The sequence below is a fragment of the Pseudarthrobacter sp. HLT1-7 genome (assembly GCF_059383435.1).
Genome location: NZ_JBWZCH010000013.1, coordinates 63041 through 79320 on the forward strand (window position 1 = coordinate 63041; position 16280 = coordinate 79320).

General features: G+C 66.4%; 19 protein-coding genes. 8 read left to right on the forward strand and 11 right to left on the reverse strand.

The window, feature by feature from the left end:
- Positions 1-809 precede the first annotated feature (809 nt).
- On the reverse strand, positions 810-932 hold the full coding sequence (gene ykgO / locus AC50X6_RS13095) for a type B 50S ribosomal protein L36 (RefSeq protein WP_283536582.1): 123 nt from the start codon (positions 930-932) through the stop codon (positions 810-812).
- Between the two features lie 20 nt (positions 933-952).
- The gene (locus AC50X6_RS13100) at positions 953-2065 is read right to left on the reverse strand and encodes a GTP-binding protein (protein ID WP_494966642.1); all 1113 of its coding nucleotides are present in this window, start codon (positions 2063-2065) and stop codon (positions 953-955) included.
- 182 nt (positions 2066-2247) lie between these two features.
- Between AC50X6_RS13100 and AC50X6_RS13105 the strand changes: the two genes are divergently transcribed.
- The 5 genes from AC50X6_RS13105 (at position 2248) to AC50X6_RS13125 (ending at position 5849) form a co-directional block, all read left to right on the forward strand.
- Complete coding sequence (locus AC50X6_RS13105; RefSeq protein ID WP_494966643.1) at positions 2248-3387, forward strand: FecCD family ABC transporter permease; 1140 nt, start codon at positions 2248-2250, stop codon at positions 3385-3387.
- Complete coding sequence (locus AC50X6_RS13110; RefSeq protein ID WP_494966644.1) at positions 3384-4184, forward strand: ABC transporter ATP-binding protein; 801 nt, start codon at positions 3384-3386, stop codon at positions 4182-4184. Before AC50X6_RS13105 ends, AC50X6_RS13110 begins: the two co-directional genes overlap by 4 nt.
- A gap of 38 nt (positions 4185-4222) precedes the next feature.
- Entirely contained in the window at positions 4223-5236 is a 1014-nt protein-coding gene (locus tag AC50X6_RS13115) for an ABC transporter substrate-binding protein (RefSeq protein ID WP_494966645.1), read from the forward strand.
- 176 nt (positions 5237-5412) lie between these two features.
- On the forward strand, positions 5413-5655 hold the full coding sequence (locus tag AC50X6_RS13120) for an ArsR/SmtB family transcription factor (protein WP_494966646.1): 243 nt from the start codon (positions 5413-5415) through the stop codon (positions 5653-5655).
- Positions 5656-5693: 38 nt separating this feature from the next.
- The gene (locus AC50X6_RS13125) at positions 5694-5849 is read left to right on the forward strand and encodes a zinc transporter permease (protein WP_326967997.1); all 156 of its coding nucleotides are present in this window, start codon (positions 5694-5696) and stop codon (positions 5847-5849) included.
- Positions 5850-5928: 79 nt separating this feature from the next.
- Here the strand turns inward: AC50X6_RS13125 and AC50X6_RS13130 are convergent, their stop codons facing one another.
- The 5 genes from AC50X6_RS13130 to amiA form a co-directional block, all read right to left on the reverse strand.
- Positions 5929-7599 carry an amino acid ABC transporter ATP-binding/permease protein gene (locus AC50X6_RS13130; protein WP_494966647.1) on the reverse strand — a complete coding sequence of 557 codons (1671 nt, stop codon included), beginning with the start codon at positions 7597-7599 and terminating at the stop codon, positions 5929-5931.
- Entirely contained in the window at positions 7596-9341 is a 1746-nt protein-coding gene (locus AC50X6_RS13135; RefSeq protein WP_494966648.1) for an ABC transporter ATP-binding protein/permease, read from the reverse strand. Before AC50X6_RS13135 ends, AC50X6_RS13130 begins: the two co-directional genes overlap by 4 nt.
- Positions 9328-9783 (reverse strand): hypothetical protein, encoded by a 456-nt coding sequence (locus tag AC50X6_RS13140; RefSeq protein ID WP_494966649.1) that lies wholly within the window; start codon positions 9781-9783, stop codon positions 9328-9330. The genes AC50X6_RS13135 and AC50X6_RS13140 overlap by 14 nt, the downstream gene beginning before the upstream one ends.
- Positions 9780-10343 (reverse strand): hypothetical protein, encoded by a 564-nt coding sequence (locus AC50X6_RS13145; protein WP_494966650.1) that lies wholly within the window; start codon positions 10341-10343, stop codon positions 9780-9782. The genes AC50X6_RS13140 and AC50X6_RS13145 overlap by 4 nt, the downstream gene beginning before the upstream one ends.
- A gap of 316 nt (positions 10344-10659) precedes the next feature.
- On the reverse strand, positions 10660-10761 hold the full coding sequence (amiA, locus tag AC50X6_RS13150; RefSeq protein WP_494966651.1) for a streptamidine family RiPP: 102 nt from the start codon (positions 10759-10761) through the stop codon (positions 10660-10662).
- Between the two features lie 102 nt (positions 10762-10863).
- On the opposite strand from amiA, the gene AC50X6_RS13155 reads away from it, so the two are divergent.
- Together AC50X6_RS13155 and AC50X6_RS13160 are read left to right on the forward strand one after the other, a co-directional pair.
- Positions 10864-11364, forward strand: a complete 501-nt coding sequence (locus AC50X6_RS13155; protein WP_494966652.1) for a hypothetical protein — start codon at positions 10864-10866, stop codon at positions 11362-11364.
- Between the two features lie 158 nt (positions 11365-11522).
- Positions 11523-11699, forward strand: coding sequence for a prolyl oligopeptidase family serine peptidase (locus AC50X6_RS13160; RefSeq protein ID WP_494966653.1), 177 nt, complete (start codon positions 11523-11525; stop codon positions 11697-11699).
- Here the strand turns inward: AC50X6_RS13160 and AC50X6_RS13165 are convergent.
- The 3 genes from AC50X6_RS13165 to AC50X6_RS13175 form a co-directional block, all read right to left on the reverse strand.
- Positions 11677-12708 carry a serine hydrolase domain-containing protein gene (locus AC50X6_RS13165; protein ID WP_494966654.1) on the reverse strand — a complete coding sequence of 344 codons (1032 nt, stop codon included), beginning with the start codon at positions 12706-12708 and terminating at the stop codon, positions 11677-11679. The two genes, AC50X6_RS13160 and AC50X6_RS13165, sit on opposite strands and share 23 nt — an antisense overlap.
- 106 nt (positions 12709-12814) lie before the next feature.
- Positions 12815-13129: a winged helix-turn-helix domain-containing protein gene (locus AC50X6_RS13170; RefSeq protein ID WP_494966655.1), complete on the reverse strand. Its 315-nt coding sequence runs from the start codon at positions 13127-13129 to the stop codon at positions 12815-12817.
- Entirely contained in the window at positions 13122-13718 is a 597-nt protein-coding gene (locus AC50X6_RS13175) for a hypothetical protein (protein ID WP_494966656.1), read from the reverse strand. Before AC50X6_RS13175 ends, AC50X6_RS13170 begins: the two co-directional genes overlap by 8 nt.
- Before the next feature lie 286 nt (positions 13719-14004).
- Here AC50X6_RS13175 and AC50X6_RS13180 point away from each other — a divergent pair, with 286 nt between their 5' ends.
- On the forward strand, positions 14005-14586 hold the full coding sequence (locus AC50X6_RS13180; protein WP_494966657.1) for a TetR/AcrR family transcriptional regulator: 582 nt from the start codon (positions 14005-14007) through the stop codon (positions 14584-14586).
- A gap of 134 nt (positions 14587-14720) precedes the next feature.
- Here AC50X6_RS13180 and AC50X6_RS13185 read toward each other — a convergent pair whose 3' ends face one another.
- On the reverse strand, positions 14721-16166 hold the full coding sequence (locus AC50X6_RS13185; protein ID WP_494966658.1) for a DJ-1/PfpI family protein: 1446 nt from the start codon (positions 16164-16166) through the stop codon (positions 14721-14723).
- Between the last annotated feature and the right edge of the window lie 114 nt (positions 16167-16280).

Sequence of the window (16280 nt, forward strand, 5' to 3'; positions counted from 1 at the left end):
GCAACCAATGAAAGGCACTGTCCTCTGAGAAGAGGTCAGGAGTTCGAATCTCCTTAGCTCCACTGCAAAAGCCTTCTGACCTGCGGAAACGTTGAGTTGGAGGGCTTCCTTTTACCTGATTTTGGGTCCAGCCGACGCTTACCCGACGTTCTAAAATACAAAGTCGCGTGGCGGTGGTGCCTACCGTGCCCGGCACGGGGTCAGCGCTTGGGGCTGTGCGCACGGATCGGGTTGCCAACCCCGATAACAGCGTTCTGCAGCGCGAGTGGCAGCGTGTCGGCCGGTTCAGCGCTACCGGCTGTGCCGCCGGATTCGATCCAACCTAGGAGAACGTCGAGGACCGCTGGCTGATCCACGCCACCCAGCCATACGGACGGTCCGGTCACTCCAGTAGCTCCGTCGCGACGGGCCACCGCAGCGACAGACCCGCTGGCGCAGGCACCCAGACATTGGGTGGAGACGAGTACCGCGCCTCGACTGGCCGCGATTGTCGACCGCAACCGATCAGCACCGTTTTGAGCGTCGGCGAGCCGGTGGAGCGCATCGCACCGGTGGCCTTCACACAGCGCAACGAGGGGACCGTCGGCTCCAGGACCGGTAGTCGGCGTGACCTTCTTGCGTTGCATGGCAGACACCTTTTCTGTCCGGTTGAGGACGCGTTCGTCGGGTCGAGTTCCGGTTGACATTCCAGGCGGAGAATCCAGCGTTCACACGTTCACTAGTTCGAGGTCGGCTTCGGGCTCGAGTTCAGGCCGGGCCGCCAGTCAACGGTGTCATGGGGGTTTTCGGCCGATTGACGGCCGTGGACGTCAGCCCTGGCGGGCTTTCATGCGGGGGTTTTTCTTGTTAATGACGAAGGTTCTGCCGCGGCGGCGAACCACCTGTGCTCCCGGCATATTCTTTAGGGCACGTAGCGAGTTCCGTACTTTCATTTGTTGCTCCTTTGTTGGGTTCAGTGGGTTGTGGTGAGGCCGAACGGATCGTGCAGGCCGGCAAAGCCGGCAGCTATTTCCGCGTCGGTAAGTTCGCAGTCTGCGAGCAGCCGGGTGATCTCGGCCGCGTCGATGTCTTCGCCGGTGACCGCGAGGACGGTCCCGCGGTCCATAGCGTCAGGGCGCCCGTCCAGTCGCGCGCCGGCGGCGTCCGTCCAGTCCGCCGCGGGACGGGGTGTCTGGCTGGTCAGCCATGGCCCGGTGTTCTCCAGCCAGACGCGCGGTCCGATGCCCTGGACGGCGATCCGGCATTCTGGGGCCGCCGCTATCCACAGCCGGCCGCGGAGCCAGCAGCATCCCTGCGCCAAGGTGGCCAGTGCGTGGCGGAACCGCTCGGGATGGAGCGGACGCTCGACCCGCCGGGTGACGGTGCTGAACGGGGAAGCGGACGGCCCGGCGGGGACCCGCACAGCGCCGGGGACTGACCTGGCCGTTGCCTCCGCGTAGTCGTGCCGGCCCGGGCGGATGTCGGAGGCATTCCCGGTGATGACGGCGTGCGGGGCCAGTTGCCCAAGCAGTTGCACGCCGCGGGCGCGTCCGCGCGGATCCACCGGAACCAGGTCGGGGTCGGCCAGAAGGACAGTGTCGCTGAACGCGAGTTCGCCAATCAGGAATTCCCCGGGGGTCCGCTGGTCATCGGGGACGGCGGTGAACCCGGACTCAAACACGGTGTGGTGGTCCCAGATGTGGTCCTCGAGGGCGTCCGGTGCACAAGCCAGCACGACTGAATCGATGGTGAAACGGTGCGCGAGTCCGCGCTTCAGGGCGTTGACGGCCGTTGATGCGGGGACCGCTGGCGGGAGGCCGATGATGATGTGGTCCTCGCCCAGGGCCAGCAGTCGCTCGATCGTGGGAACCACATCCAGGCGCACCGTGCAGCTCAGGCAGCCGTGTTCCAGGAGGGTTTCTTCCCGCTCGACCGGCCCGGACCGGCCGAAGACACGGCGGATGACCACACCGTTTTCCAGGAGGTCGTGGAGAACCGCGACGGCCGCAGGGTGCTCGGCAGCCAGGGCCTCGCAAGCCTGTTGGCGGCATAAGACGTCGAGGGAGCTGACAACGGTTAGATGCATACCCCCATCATAATGAGAATTGTTCGCATTAGCAATGCAGAGCCAGTTCCACCTCGTCGTCGCCGAGGGTGAATGCCCGGACGCCGCCGGCGCCGGTCGGATGGCAGGATTTGCCGGTGTCCGTATCGCGGATACCGTAGGCCTAAATGCAAGTCATTCTCATTTGGGATACGATGCAGGGCGTGACTGGATCTCCTCATGCCTCTGAACTTGCCTCTCGAACCCCTCCTGCCCGCTCCACAACTGGCCCGGCGGGGCTGCAGTTCCGGGGGAAACTACGTTTTCTGGAACGCTGTCTGGTTCCCGTGCTGCTGATCGGCGTCGTGCTTGTCCTGGTGGTTTCCGGCAGCACGGGACCGCTGGAAACGACTATGGGGGAGTCCTGGCAAATCGTGACCGGCCACCTCGTCCCCGGGATGCCGTGGATGGTTGACGGCTCGGTGTCCGTGGCGCAGGACCAGGCCGTGTGGAACTTCCGGCTTCCCCGGGCGCTGCTGGCCGGAACCGCCGGGGCCAGCCTCGCGCTGGCCGGCGCTCTGTTGCAGGCGAACGTACGGAACCCACTCGCTGAGCCCTACATCCTGGGCGTTTCGGCCGGAGCAGGCGTCGGCGCGGTGCTGGCGATCGTTGCCGGTTCCACCGCTGTCGCGGGCATCGGCCTCAATGCTGCCGCTTTTGCCGGGGCGGCCGGCGCCACGGTCCTGGTCTACCTGCTCGCGAAGCAGGGCGGGGTCATCGCCCCCTCCCGCTTGATCCTGGCGGGTGTGGCGCTCGGTTCGCTGCTCTCCGCCGTCACGAACTTTCTGACTATCACCACCGATGCTCAGAACGTGTACAGCGTGCTCTTCTTCCTGCTCGGCAGCGTCTCAGCGGCCACCTACCCGCAGTTGCTGCTGCCTGGACTCAGCCTGCTCGCCATCTCCGTTTACGCCATGCTGCGATCCCGCGCACTGAATGCGCTGCTGGCCGGGGACGAGACCGCGACGGCCCTGGGCGTCAACGTCCAGGCGATGCGCCGCACACTGCTGCTCGCCACGGCCCTGCTGACCGCGACTACCGTGGCCGTGTGCGGCGGGATCGGCTTTGTGGGCCTGGTGGTCCCGCACGCCGCGCGGATGGCAGTCGGTTCGGACCACCGGCGGATGCTGCCGGTTACCATCTTCGGCGGAGCCCTGTTCCTGATGTTCGCGGATCTGCTCGCCCGTACGGTGGCTCAGCCGGCCGAGATCCCCATCGGCATCCTGACGGCCGCCGTCGGGGCTCCGTTCTTCCTCTGGCTGATGCGCGGCAGCGGAGCGAACCGGGCAGGGGTGAACCGGTGAAGGTCACCTTCGACGATGTCAGTATCTCCCTTGGCGGTACACCGATCGTCCATCACGTCAGCCTGGAGGTCCCGTCCGGCTCGGTCCTGGGCCTCCTTGGCCCGAACGGCTGCGGCAAATCAACGCTCCTGCGCACCCTGTACCGGGTCAACAAGCCTTCCGCCGGGACCGTGCGGGTGGACGGCGAGGATGTCCGGCGGCTCAGTGCCCGGGACGCGGCCCTGCGCATCGCCGTGATGGCACAGGAATCCAGCCAGGAATTCCCGATGACTGCCCGTGAGGTGGTGATGCTCGGCCGGGTGCCGCACCAGCGCGGCTTTGGCGCCGACTCGGCCCGGGACCTCGGGCTGGTGAAGGAAGCACTGCACGACGTCGGGGCCTCCGCCCTGGGGCATCGCTACTTTGCGGGGCTTTCCGGCGGGGAGAAGCAACGTATCCTGCTGGCCCGGGCGCTGGTGCAGGAATCACCTGTGCTGGTGCTCGATGAACCCACCAACCATCTGGACATTTCCTTCCAGCTCGAGCTCATGCAGTTGGTGAGCGGACGAGGCCTGACCGTTCTGGCGGCGCTTCACGACATCAACCTGGCGGCCGAGTTCTGTGACCACGTGGCCGTGCTGAAGGCAGGCCGGCTGCAGGCGTTCGGTCGGCCCGACGACGTCCTGGACGAAGGCCTCATCCGGAGCACCTTCGGGGTGGACTCCAGGAAACTCGTCCACCCCCTGACCGGACGGGCGCTGATCGCCGTGGCACCGCCGTCGAAGATTCCCGCGGCACCTTCCGCCGCATCCCGCTGAACCCACCAACGCTGAACCACCAACACCGGAGGCAAGCCATGAATAAACGCATCATCCCGCGCAAAACCGCGGCACTGCTCGGCTCCCTAACCCTGGGCAGCACTCTGCTGGCAGGCTGTGGCCAGGCTGTCACGTCCACCGCGGCCACCGAACTGCCCGGCAAGGACGCAGCGACCATCCAGAACTGCGGACGCACCCTGTCCTTCGGGACTGTGCCGCAGCGTGCCGTGTCCATGACGCCGGGGCAGTCGGAGCTCATGGTCAAACTGGGCCTGGCCGACAAGGTAGTGGCCGAAGCCCAGACGAAGGGCGGCAAACTGGTGCCGGAGCTGAAGGCCAGCGGCGAGGTCAAGCAACTGAGCGATCAGATGCCGCCGTCGAGGGAAGTCCTGCTGGGCGTAAGCCCGGACTTCGTCTACGCGCCCACGGGATATGAGTTCACCGCGGAGCAGGGTTTCGCCAGCATTGAGCAGCTTAAGCAGGCCGGCGCAGAATCGTACATCGCCACCGCCGGATGCACGGAGCGGCGCAGCAGCGCAGAGGTGAAGGACCTGCTGACGGACATCGAGAACATCGGGGCCGTGTTCGGCGCCGGAGAGCAGGCCAAGGCTGTCCGCGGGGAAGCCGCCGAGGCGTTGTCCCGTGTGGAGAAGGCCGTGGCAGGAAAGGAGCAGCCGAGCGTCGTCGAGCTGTTTGTGGAGGGCAATACGATGGCCGCGATCGGCGCCGGCATTGAGTACGACATGATCAAGACCGCGGGCGGCAAGAACGTCTTCAGCCCTTCGGACCCGGCGTTCGCCAAGTTCTTCTCGGCCGTCATCTCCCCGGAAACGCTGGTTCAAAAGGGCCCGGAGGTCATCGTTTTCACCACCTTGGATAAGGCTCACGAGGATGCCACCCGAGCGTTCCTGCGGGAGAAGTTCCCCGAGGTGGCCGCGGTGAAGAACGGCCGGATGGTGGCCATCGATTCCGACGACGTCATGCCCGGCACCTGGGGCAATATCCGCGCCGTGGAGCAGATCGCCAAGGCGCTGCACCCGGACGCCTTCTAAGCGTCCAACGGCAGCAGAGACCTGCTGAAGAGCCTCGGCCGGAAATTTCCGGCCGAGGCTCTCTTCAGTTCCCGGGCGATTACGCGAAAAACTGTTGCCAAACCCACAAGAAAATGCTTATGTGTTGCGTGTGATGGCTGGTGCGGATTCCCTCTCGGGGGCGGCAACGTTGATTCGTGCTCTTTCTGCGTTTTTCGCCTTCGCATCCTGCCGTGCTCGCCCACGAAGCCTCGTCGGTGAGTGCCCTGGCTGGGGCAACAAAGTTGTCCCAACCCTTGGTCTCCCAGCACCTGCGCCTGTTCAGGGGGATCAATCTGGTCACAGCGACAAAGTCAGGGCGCGAAACCATCTACGCCCTGACCGATGACCATGTGGCCCGCGTCATCCAAGACGCCATCGCTCACAGCCAGGAAAGCTAGGCGCCGCTCTCGCTCCGGCGCCCGCGAAGGAGAACATCATGACCGAGGAAGTCAAGGCAGAACATACCCTCGCCGAGCACCAGCACGGCGGACCGGACTGCACGCACGAAGCGGTCCAGCACGGCGACCATGTGGACTACGTCCACGACGGCCACAAGCACGCCGAACACGAAGGCCACTACGACGAACACTGAGATCCGGCAGTGACGGGGCTCTGGCGCACGCCGGAGTCCCGTCACTGCATGCAGTGGCGGGCGATTCCTGCTGGCGCAATTAGTCGTCCAGCCCCAGCTGGCGGTCGCATGCTGCCAGCGTGGATTCCCGGTGCGAGATCGTGACCACTGTAGTCAGACCGGACAGCCCGGCCACGGCTTCCATCAGGGCTTGCTCCGATGCCGCGTCCAGGCTCGCGGTTATTTCATCCAGCACCAGCACCTTGGGCTGGAGCAGCAGCGCCCGGGCCAGGCAGAAGCGCGCCCGCTCCCCGCCGGACAGGCTCATGCCCTCTTCGCCGATCATTGTGTGCACGCCCTCGGTCCAGCGCTCACCCAGCAATGGCAGCCCCGACCGGTTCAGCGCCGCGAGCACCTCCACTTCCTGTGCCTCCGGCGCGGCCAGACGCATGTTCTCCAAGACGGTGCCGTGGAAGACGCGGGCGTCCTGCTCCACGAGCGTTACCAGGCGCCGGAATCCGGATTCGTTCACGGCCCAGGCGTCCACGGACTTCCCGGCACGTGAGACCAGGGAGATGCTTCCGGCATCGGGTGCCCACAGCCGCAGCAGTAGCCGGGCCAAGGTCGACTTCCCTGCCCCTGACCGGCCGCTGATCCCCAGGTGTTCCCCGGGTGCCACCGACAGGGAGACGGGGCGTAATGCTGCCGCGCCGCCGTCGTACGTGAACGCCACGTCCTGCACCTGAACGCCCAGGGGACCGTCCGCTTCGACGGTTGCCGCTGTGCCCGCGACGGGGGTCTCGGACGGCAGGCGGATCCCTTCCATGACTCGCTGGGCGCTGGCGCGGTGCGGCTGCAGTTGGGTCACCGTGGCCACGCCTTCGGCCACGGGTGCCAGCAGGGTCAGGGTGCCGGCCACGAGGGCAGGAAGCCAGACAGGATCCGGCGCGGGCTGGGACACAGCGGTCAGGAACACGGCCACCACGGTCCCGAGAACGCACAGCTCACGGAGCGAGCCCGCCAGTGCGAGTACCGCGTTGAGCCGTTGTTGCACGGCGTCCACGGCCCGGGTGCGGTCCGCTAGCTGGCGTTGCGCATGTTCTTGCAACCCGAATCCGAGGATCTCACGCGTGCCCGCCAGCAGGTCCACGGCGAGGACGGACAGTTCGGACTTGGCCTGCTGCACCCGGGCACCCAGGACGGATCCTTTCCGCAGGCCGGGGATCGTGACTGCGACCAACGCTGTGACCCCCAGCAGGAGGGCCCAGGCCAGGGCGGGTCCGACGGTCAGCAGCACGGCGAAGCCGCCAAGTAGGAGCAGGGCTGCGCCCGCCAGCTGGGCCACGGTGTGCGCATAGAAAAACTCCAGCTTTTCGACGTCGCCCATGGCTGTCGCGGCGAGCTTGCCGGTGTGCTGCCCGCGTTTCCGGGCCGGCACGCCCCGGGAAAAGCCATCGAACAACGCCATCCGCAGCGCCGCCAGGATCCGGTAGGCAATGCTGTGCGAGAGGTCCATCTCGTGCCAGGTCAGAACGGCTCGCAGCAGCACGGCCATGGCACCGCCGAGCCACCATCCCGGCTGGGCGAGCTCTCCCAGGACCACAGCCAGCGCCACCACATACGATCCGATGACGGCCAGCGCGATCAGCGCCAGGTTGTTCAGGATGCCGACGACGGCGGTCCAGGCCACGCCCGCCCACTCGTCGGCCATGTGCGGAACCAGGGCAAGAAGAGGTGACCTTCGCAGAAAGTTCGGGGCTGTGGCGCTCACTGTGGGGCTCCTTCGAGCAGGTTTCCGGGGGATGCCGGGTCCCCGGGGATTGATTCGCGCAAGACGCCGCCCTCGAGCCGGAGCACGGTGTCCGCAGCGGCCAAGACCTCGGGGCGGTGGGCGATCATGAGGACGATCTTTTCCCGGGCCTGTTCGCGCAGCCCGTCCATGACTTCGGCGGCGAGACCGGCGTTCAGCGCCGAGGTGGGTTCATCGAGGAGCAGCACGGGCCGATCGGCCAGCAGGGCGCGGGCGATGGCGAGCCGTTGGAGTTGGCCGCCGGACACAGACCCGCCGGCTTCGCCCAGGACGGTGTCCAGGCCCTCGCGCCAGGTACGCAGCTCGTGGCCCAGCCCCGCCTGACCCAGCGACTGAAGGAGGTCACTGTCCGTGGCATGCGGCGCCACAACCAGCAGATTTGCCCGGATGCTCCCGGGAAACAGGTAGCTGCGCTGGGAGACCACGCTGACGTCACCCGGCTGCAAGGCCCGTCCGTCCAGCATCCGGTTCCCCTCGGCCTCCAGGAAGCCCAGGATGACATCGAACAGTGTGCTCTTTCCGGCGCCCGAGACCCCGGCCAGGGCAGTGATACCGCCCCGCCGGATCCGCGCCGAGGCGTCGCGGAGGACCCAGTCGGCGTCGTCGGCGTAGCGGAAGGAGACGGAGTCAAGGATCAGCGTCTCGGGACGGTGGGTGGCCGGAACCGCGACGGCGGCCGCTTCCTGGCGCTTAATCGTGACCGCGCCGTCGCGGTCATCTGTGGTTGGACCGCGCGCTGCGTCGATGCTGCCGAGCGCCGACAGACCCAAATACCCGGCATGCCATTGCCGGGCGAGGTCACGGACGGGACGGAACACCTCCGAGGACAGCAGCAAAGCGAAATATGTCAGGCCCGGGTCCTGCACGGCAGGCAGCGGCCCGGCCCCGACGGCGGCCAGTGCGGTGAGCGCGGCGGCTGCCAGCAGCCCTGCCTGGATGCCGAAGTCCGCCAGTGCGGTGTCTGCCAGGGATGTGCGCATGGTGGCGACGGTGGCACGGTGCAACTCATCCGAGCGGCCCTTCAGCTTCTTCCGGACGCGGGGTACGGCGTCCAGGATCTTCAGGGTCCGCATGCCCTGGAGAGCTTCGAGGAAGTCGGCGCTGAGTGCCTCATATGAGTCCCAGTGCTGTTTCCCGCGGCTGGCCAGCAGCTTGCCCCAGAGCCGGGGAGCGCCCACCGCGAGGATCACGGCCATGGCCAGGGCCCCGGCAAGCAGCGGGTTCAGCCATGCCAGACCGGCCAGCAGCAGCGGACACAGGAGCTGGAGCTGGAAGGCGTGCGGAATGTACTGGGTGATATAGCTGTCAACTCCGTCCACGCCCTCACTGAGCGCCAGCCGCCGCGCACCGCCGCGTTCGGAGGCGTCGCTCAACCGTTCCGGCCGCAACAGCTCTCGGGCCAGGCTGCGCCGCAGGTCAAGCCGGACGGCGGCCCCCAGGGAACTCGCCAGGCGGCTGTGGAGCTGCTGCAGGAGAAGGCGGACCACCCCGCACGCCAGCACCGCTGAGAGGTACGGCACGGCACCCAGCTGCAAACCGGGCTTCGCACTGCGGATCGACTGCACCAGTCCGCCGAGGGCCTGTGCCAGGAACCAGGCCTGGAGCCAGTAGCTCGCGGTGATGGCGCACAGTACGGCCGTGACCGCGGCGAGCCTGCCCCGGTGACCGCCGGTCATGGCCAGGAGTCTGCTATTGACCAGCACGTGGGGTCCTTTCTGGTGGGGTGTCGGCGGTGAATCCGAGCCCGTGCAGGGTGGTCCAGCCGCCCTGTGTGCCGGTCCAGCCGCCGATGGGGCGGAAGTGCAGCGGCGCGTCGGCCGCGAGAGCGGTGTAGAGGATGTGGGCGGAGAGTGATGCGGCCCACCACATCCCCGTGGGGTCCGGCGGCGCGGACGTCTGGAACAGCAGCATGCCGTTCAGGTTCCGGATCCACTGCTGGCCTGCGCACTGATCGGCGAGCAGTGGGTCCTGCAGTAGAGCGTGGTCCAGCGGAAGGACTCGGCAGGATGCGGCTTTCTTGAGCGGAAGAGTCGCCAGCGCCTGTTCCAGCAGTAGCCCGGCCGGTTCCCGCGCCGGGATCCCCGTGGCGGACGAAGGACGCCCGACGGCGGCGCTCCGCCGCCGCGCGAGCTGGCTGGCCGTCACCCCCGGAAAGCCATGGAACGGCAGACTTCCGCCAAGTAAACCGGGGCGGTAGTCCTCGATCCAGCGGGCCGCGGGGGCGAGGCTGCGCGGCCGGCGGTTCGCGCAGCGCGATGGTGCTGCGCCGGCGCCTGCGGCCAGGTGTTCGAGGGTGGGTAGTGTCCCTGCGGCAGTGCGGTGAACACGACGACGGCGCCCGTCGCTGTGCCAGTGGTGCCTCCCGCAGCACTGTCTGCCATGCCGGTGTCGCCCCGGCGCGCCAGCAGGCCGCGGTCGGCGTCGAAGGCGTAGGCGCCGGGCGGGACAGCGCAGCCGGCCCCGCACAGCACATGGAGCTGAACGGGATAGCAGGCCCCTGCCGAGGGGACCGCGCGCTGCCGGATGGTCCCCGGCAGTCCGGTGGCAGGATCGGCATGGAACTGACCGCTCCACCAGAGGGTGTGGAGCATCGCCAGCGCCGGGACCCGTCCGGGCCCGCGTCCAAGAACACGGTCGTCGCCAAGCGGGATGCCCCAATGGCTCGGTCCTTCCCAGCTGTTTTGCCGGGGGCCCGGGTGGTCCATGGGCCCCGGTTCCTCCCCGGACCAGGCACTGGCGAAGATGCCTGCAAACGCCGTCCCACTGTTGGGACAAGCTCCGTTGATCATCACGGCGGACTGCATGTGCGGCGGTGGGGCGAGGGTGAAGTCCCCCGGCCCCGCCGCGGTGTGGTGCGCCAGCGCAGGAGAACACCGTCCCCTGAACGGACCGTGGTGCGCCCGGTCACGTCGAAAGCGTCGATTGTATGGCTGTGCATTGGCTCCCTTTCCGGGGGTGCGGTGAATGCGGGCGGATTAAGGGGGCGGACATGCCGGCGCGCCCGCCCCCCTGGCTTAGTGACTAGTCGAACGGGTTTTCGACCAGGGCGTTCGATTGCGTTGCCGACAGGTGTGCCAGCTGCTCGGTCACTTCAACTTCAATCAGGACCTTGGCGTTCTCCATGGGTGGTCTCCTTGTCAATCGGTGTTTGATCGCTGCCGTGTGGTGATACCGCCACACTACAATTCGTGAGAATCATTCTCAAATGTTTGTTGGAGAGGTGCCATGCCACGCGAAATTCTTGTAGTTGCAGACCAGAAGGCCGGAACGGTCCAGTTCCCTGACACCGGGGCCGGGGCCAGGGTGGGACTGATCGAGGACGTGGTCCTCGCCGAACACGCCGGGATCCTGCCCTTAGGCGGCGGGTGGTGCGCGTTTGTGGACGATGCCGGCGGAACCGTGATCATCGCGGACCCCCTCGACACAGGCACTCCTTTCGGAGGCTCTGCTCCTTGCGGGCATCCTGTCCAGCACCGGATCTCCGTTGCTATCCCTGGCCAGCACCTCGCCTGCGACCCCGCCGGGCGCTACATTGCGGTGACAACTGGTCTCGGCCGGTTATGGGAACCCTGGAGTGATCTGCTCACTGTGGTGGATCTGGCCGCCGGCGGTGGCCCGCGCTCACGCCGCGTCCGCACCTGCGTAGGCGGGCCCGGAGTCGTGGTGTCGGAAACGCCCGACGGGCCCCGTGCGGCATCGAGTCCCTGTCGCTCGAGCGGATCCTGAACGTGGGGGTGCACTGCCCCCAACTGCGAGGTGAGGTGATGGGCAGGATCTCTGACGACGGTCACGGAGACGCCTACGACCCCGCTACAGGGACCATGGTCGTGGCAACGGACCGCGGCCTGGAGCGCAGGGTGGACCAAGCCTGAATTCTCGTGGCCGTGGGGGCCTCGCACGGCGGACCCGTGGTGGCCACGTCGGCGCTCATGGCCCCGGAAACCTTCGGGGCAGTCATCGCGGTGGCACCCGTGCTGGACAGCCGACCGCACGCACATTTTCGGCCCGGAAGGGGCGCCCCGCAAGGGGACACCAAAGCTACTTGGACGGCATCGCCTTAGCAAGCTGCTCGATCACTCGGAACCCTATGGGGTCCACCAACCGGGAGCAGTTGGCCAGGACCACGACACCCGCGTCTGCGTGCGGCAGTATTGACAGGTGAGAGCTGAAGCCACCGGTCCCGCCGTTGTGCCACAGGGCGGTGTGCCTGGTTCCCCGCACCCGCACTGTATGCCAGCCCAGCCCGACGCTGACCCATCGGTTGGCCTTGGCCCGCGGTGGCTGGACCAGGCGCAGCGCGTCGGCGAGCGGGGTCGTCTCAGGGTAGAGGTGTGCGCGCGCGAAGATCAGCAAGTCATGGGCCGTGGAGTACAGTGCTCCCGCGCCGGGCATGCCGCCTAGATCCCAGTCCGGCACGGGCTGACGTCGGACGTTGTGGCCAACGGCCCGGCGCTCGAGCTGGTCCGGTCGCAGACGCACCACGGTCTCGGACATGCCTAGCGGGCCGGTGATCCGCTCCGCAATAACGCGGTCATAGGGCAGCCCGGCTTGCCGGCTCAGGGCTTCACCAAGCAGGCCGGCGCCGAAGTTCGAGTACCGAACCCTGCTCCCCGGCGCTGAGCGCAGCCTGCAGGCGGCCAGCGCAGCGAGCAGGTCCTCGGTTCCGAATTCCCGGTAGGGGTCCAGCGGGTTGCGCAGGGCCTTCCGGCGGAGGCCGGCGGGAAGCCGCGGCAGCCCGGAGGTGTGCGTGGCCAAATGCGCCAAGGAGATGTCCGCAACCGTACCCGGCTGCTTAGTTCCGGGGAGGTATTCACCGAGCGGTGTGTCCAGTGACAGCTCGCCGCGTACCACGGCATCGGCCAGGGCAAGCGCGGTGAATACCTTTGTGATCGATCCGATCTGGAAGACTGTCTCGGCGCTCGGCGGCGGGTTGCCGTGGCCGGTGGTGCCCCAGCCCTGTACCACCGTGTCGGTGCCCGTGAAGGCGGCGACCACGACGCCGGCGTATCGAGCAGCTTTCGTTGCCGCTGCAGTGACCACGTCGTTCAGCTGCTCCGCTGTTATTGCCATCGAAGCTCTCCAATCCGCTCGCAGACCCGAGCACTCACATACGTTGATTACCTATGGGTTGGTCCAGGCAGGGCGGGGGCCTAGTTGTGGCGGGTTCCGCGCCCGGTCATGACGAGGGCTTTGAGAGGCGCATGAGTTGGTCGAGCTGTTCCCAGTGCCGTGCGATCCGTGTCCGGCCTTCCTCGGTCAGGGCGATGTTGGTGTTGGGCTTCTTCCGCACGAACCGTTTCTCGATCTTCACCAGTCCGGCTTCCTCGAGCTTGGTGAGGTGACTGGATAAGTTGCCTTTGCTCAGCCCCGTCGCCCGCTGCAGGAAGATAAAGTCGGCATCGGTCACCGAGGAGAGGACGGTGAGGATTGCCAGCCGGCCGGGTTCGTGAACTAGCCGGTCGAACACCGGGGCGGGCTTAGGCTCAGGCATTGCCGTCTTTGACTTCGATGGCCGCGGGCGCTCCGAAGGTGCGAACGAAGAGCAGGTGGTCCAGGATGCCGTTCAGCATCAGGGCCACCCCTACGATCGCGAGGCCGATGTTGCTCGGATCCGGACCGTCCCATAGGGGGATCGCTCCCGCCATCAGGACGGTCACCCAGATGATCAGGTGGTGGGCCTTGAGGACGCGGCCGGCGGCGTAGGAGAGAACAATGGCTGCGGACAGGGTCACCGCGGTCGCGTTAACCGGGAGGTTCAGGGACCAGCTCGCTTGGCTGCGCAGCAGGGTAGAACCTCCCACGACTACCACGATTGCAAGGACAACCGCGACCGCGGCACGTGCCTGCTGTCCGGCAGAGGGGCGAAGCTTGCCGTAGTGCTTGTTGTAGAAGTTGTTGATCGGGACGCACACGATCCCTACTAGCGCCACGACGCCTAAGAAAACCAGGGGGTACTGCAGCGGGCCCCAACCCGTGTTCCCCAGCGCGCTGATGATTGGGAGCGCGCCTAACGGTATGAAGAAGAGCCCTCGCAAGTAGGTGTAGTTCGCTGCCGCCGCCTTGAGTTGCGTCCGGTCCATCGTAATCTCCTCAAACTAGTTTGTATGGCCAACTCTAGAGGGTCGGGTATTCAACGTCAACTAGTTGGTAGGACAAACCTGATTGCGGATTCTGGGCCGTGCGGGGCTGTCATTTCAGCGACCAAATAGGTCCTTGGGGGGCCGCCGGTCCCTGGGTCAGCATGCGAGTCCCTGCAGGATTTGGACGACGACGACAGCCAACGTCCAGAGATAGTCATCACCGACTCCGGCCGGCGAGCAGTATCCACTACAGTGGTGTACGAGAACGTACCTAAGAGAGGCCCGCATGAGTCAACGATCGTCGCAACGAGCCCTGCGGTCGGACGCGGTTCGAAACCGGGACGCCATCCTAAGTGCGGCGGTCGAATGTTTGAACGCCAACCCCCGGGCCAGCATGGTGGAAATCGCTGCAGCCGCCGGCGTGGGCCGAGTGACGCTGTACGCGCACTTCTCATCACGCGAGGAGCTTCTGAGGAGTGTGCTGGATCAGACGATGGACCGTACCGAGGCCAGCTTCGCTGCTGTCGATCTGACTGCAGGGCCGTGGGCTGCACTCGATCAACTCGTCGAGTCCTCCTGGCGCCTATTGGCAGATCTGACCGGGGTGGTGGCCGCCGTGGAGCAAGCACTGCCGGCGGACCTTCACGCGGAGCATCAGCATCGTCCGATGGCGCGGCTACGGGCGCTGCTGCGGGAGGGTCGCTCCGCAGGACTGTTCCGTGATGATCAACCGGCGGAGTGGCAGTCCGCGTGTTACATAGCCATCCTGCACGCGGCAGCCGCAGAGGTGCGCGCCGGACGCCTGAGGGAGGATGAAGCGGCGGAGCTCGTCAGAGAGTCGATCCGCGCGCTGGTGCGGGCGGCTTGAGGGCCCGGATAAATGAGTACTGCGTTGGCGGGACAAGATCGCAACTGCGACTCGCGACAGTGCGGGGGAGTTCGGTGGAGGCTTGGCTGAATCCGACCCGCTATGCGGATCGACAGGAATGCTGCCTCCCCGCCTTACCTTGTAGATCTCCCCGCCCGGCCGCGGAGTGCTCGGCGCAGCCGCGACCCCGGGCGAGCGAGCATCCACGTCACTACGGCCGTTGTCGCGCCGAGAAGGACGGTTGAGGTAATGAGCAGAAGTAGCCTCGGCGGGAGCGCAGTATCTGCTCGGACTTCGTTCACGGGGAACTCGATGTACTTGGCGAGCGTGGCGGCTGTCGCCGCATCCGACACCTGTGCCAGGTCTCGAACGAGCGGTCCGAAAGATGACTCGCCGTCTTCGCGGTGCGGGATGAACATCGGAACGGCGTTCGCCGTGCTCCACTGGATCAACGGCGCCATCTCGGGGTTGACCCCACCGGCGAGGAGCAGGCGGTCCACACTGCCGTTGATCTGCTCGGGTTTACTGGCGATCAGAGCGAAGCCGTGCCTGGTCCGGATGGTGGATTCCGTCGCCACAGGGACCAGCGATACGGCGAACGAACTGCTCGAGTAGACCTCAAACGCTGCCGCCACGGCCATCTCGTCGGTCTGAGAGGTGAGTGCCACAGCCCATTTCGGTTGCAACCAGGGCAGCGCCGAGCCGAGCGTGTACGGATAATCCTCTAGGCCGGCCCTGTGAATCGGCATGCTGGTTCCACCCGACAAGCTCCAGTCGGACGCGCCTATGTCTTGACCGATACGCGTCGCCTCTGCGCTGCTGGAAAATCGCTCGACCAGGTGCAGGGCGCCTGCGATTCCCGACGTCACGCCCGCGGTTGTGGTGATGCGCCCGTCGTCTACGTACCGTTCGCCGCGCACCCAGATCGTTTCCGGGTGATTCGCCTCGAGGTCGGCGAGGTCGGCGAAGTGCGACGTGGCCGTCTTGCCGTCGAGCAAACCTGCGGCGACGAGCACGCGTGCGCCGGCGCAGACGCCGAGGACCGTTCCACCGTTGGCGTATACCCGCTTGATCCATGTCCTGATGGGTTCGTTCGCCTGACCTGCCGGGTCAGCGAAGGCTGGAACCACGATGATGTCCGCCTCCGGCGCCCGTCCCGAACAGAGGTCAGCGACGGAGAAGTCAGGAACCGCTGTGAGGCCGCCCGAGAGCCCCACCGGAGCGCGGTCGGCTGAAACGGTGAAGACGTTGAAGGCATCAGATTGGGCGAAGATTCCGAACGGCGCGAGCACGTCCGCCACCACTGATCCACCAACGCCCATCACCACCGCCACCTGGATCCGTCCTGTCGCTTGGTCGATGCGAGGCTGCGGTGGAAGCTCGGATGCTGTTTGGGCGGCGAAGCTCTGTGTCATCGTCCGCACAACGCCCAGACCGATAATCCCGCCCACAACGGCTATACCGACGAGGATGCCCGCTCCGGCAGCCAGGAACGCGCCTAGGCGCTTGTGCTCCCGCGCCGGCCGGTCGGCGGGTACCTCTCGTGAAGCTGCGGCAGGTGACTGCTCGTGATGGGTCATGACACTCCTTTCGGGGAATCCGCGAGATATCTCATACATGAGTGTATGGATAACTGTAGCATTATCACGTACAGATATGTACGGTTTACCTCACGAGATCCGGCGCCTAAACGA

Bases quoted from the DNA above. Each gene is read 5' to 3' on its own strand.
- ykgO (WP_283536582.1), bottom strand. From the start codon at position 932: ATGAAAGTACGGAACTCGCTACGTGCCCTAAAGAATATGCCGGGAGCA.
- AC50X6_RS13100 (WP_494966642.1), bottom strand. From the start codon at position 2,065: ATGCATCTAACCGTTGTCAGCTCCCTCGACGTCTTATGCCGCCAACAG.
- AC50X6_RS13115 (WP_494966645.1), top strand. From the start codon at position 4,223: ATGAATAAACGCATCATCCCGCGCAAAACCGCGGCACTGCTCGGCTCC.
- AC50X6_RS13125 (WP_326967997.1), top strand. From the start codon at position 5,694: ATGACCGAGGAAGTCAAGGCAGAACATACCCTCGCCGAGCACCAGCAC.
- AC50X6_RS13145 (WP_494966650.1), bottom strand. From the start codon at position 10,343: ATGGACCACCCGGGCCCCCGGCAAAACAGCTGGGAAGGACCGAGCCAT.
- amiA (WP_494966651.1), bottom strand. From the start codon at position 10,761: ATGGAGAACGCCAAGGTCCTGATTGAAGTTGAAGTGACCGAGCAGCTG.
- AC50X6_RS13155 (WP_494966652.1), top strand. From the start codon at position 10,864: ATGCCACGCGAAATTCTTGTAGTTGCAGACCAGAAGGCCGGAACGGTC.
- AC50X6_RS13165 (WP_494966654.1), bottom strand. From the start codon at position 12,708: ATGGCAATAACAGCGGAGCAGCTGAACGACGTGGTCACTGCAGCGGCA.
- AC50X6_RS13170 (WP_494966655.1), bottom strand. From the start codon at position 13,129: ATGCCTGAGCCTAAGCCCGCCCCGGTGTTCGACCGGCTAGTTCACGAA.
- AC50X6_RS13175 (WP_494966656.1), bottom strand. From the start codon at position 13,718: ATGGACCGGACGCAACTCAAGGCGGCGGCAGCGAACTACACCTACTTG.
- AC50X6_RS13180 (WP_494966657.1), top strand. From the start codon at position 14,005: ATGAGTCAACGATCGTCGCAACGAGCCCTGCGGTCGGACGCGGTTCGA.
- AC50X6_RS13185 (WP_494966658.1), bottom strand. From the start codon at position 16,166: ATGACCCATCACGAGCAGTCACCTGCCGCAGCTTCACGAGAGGTACCC.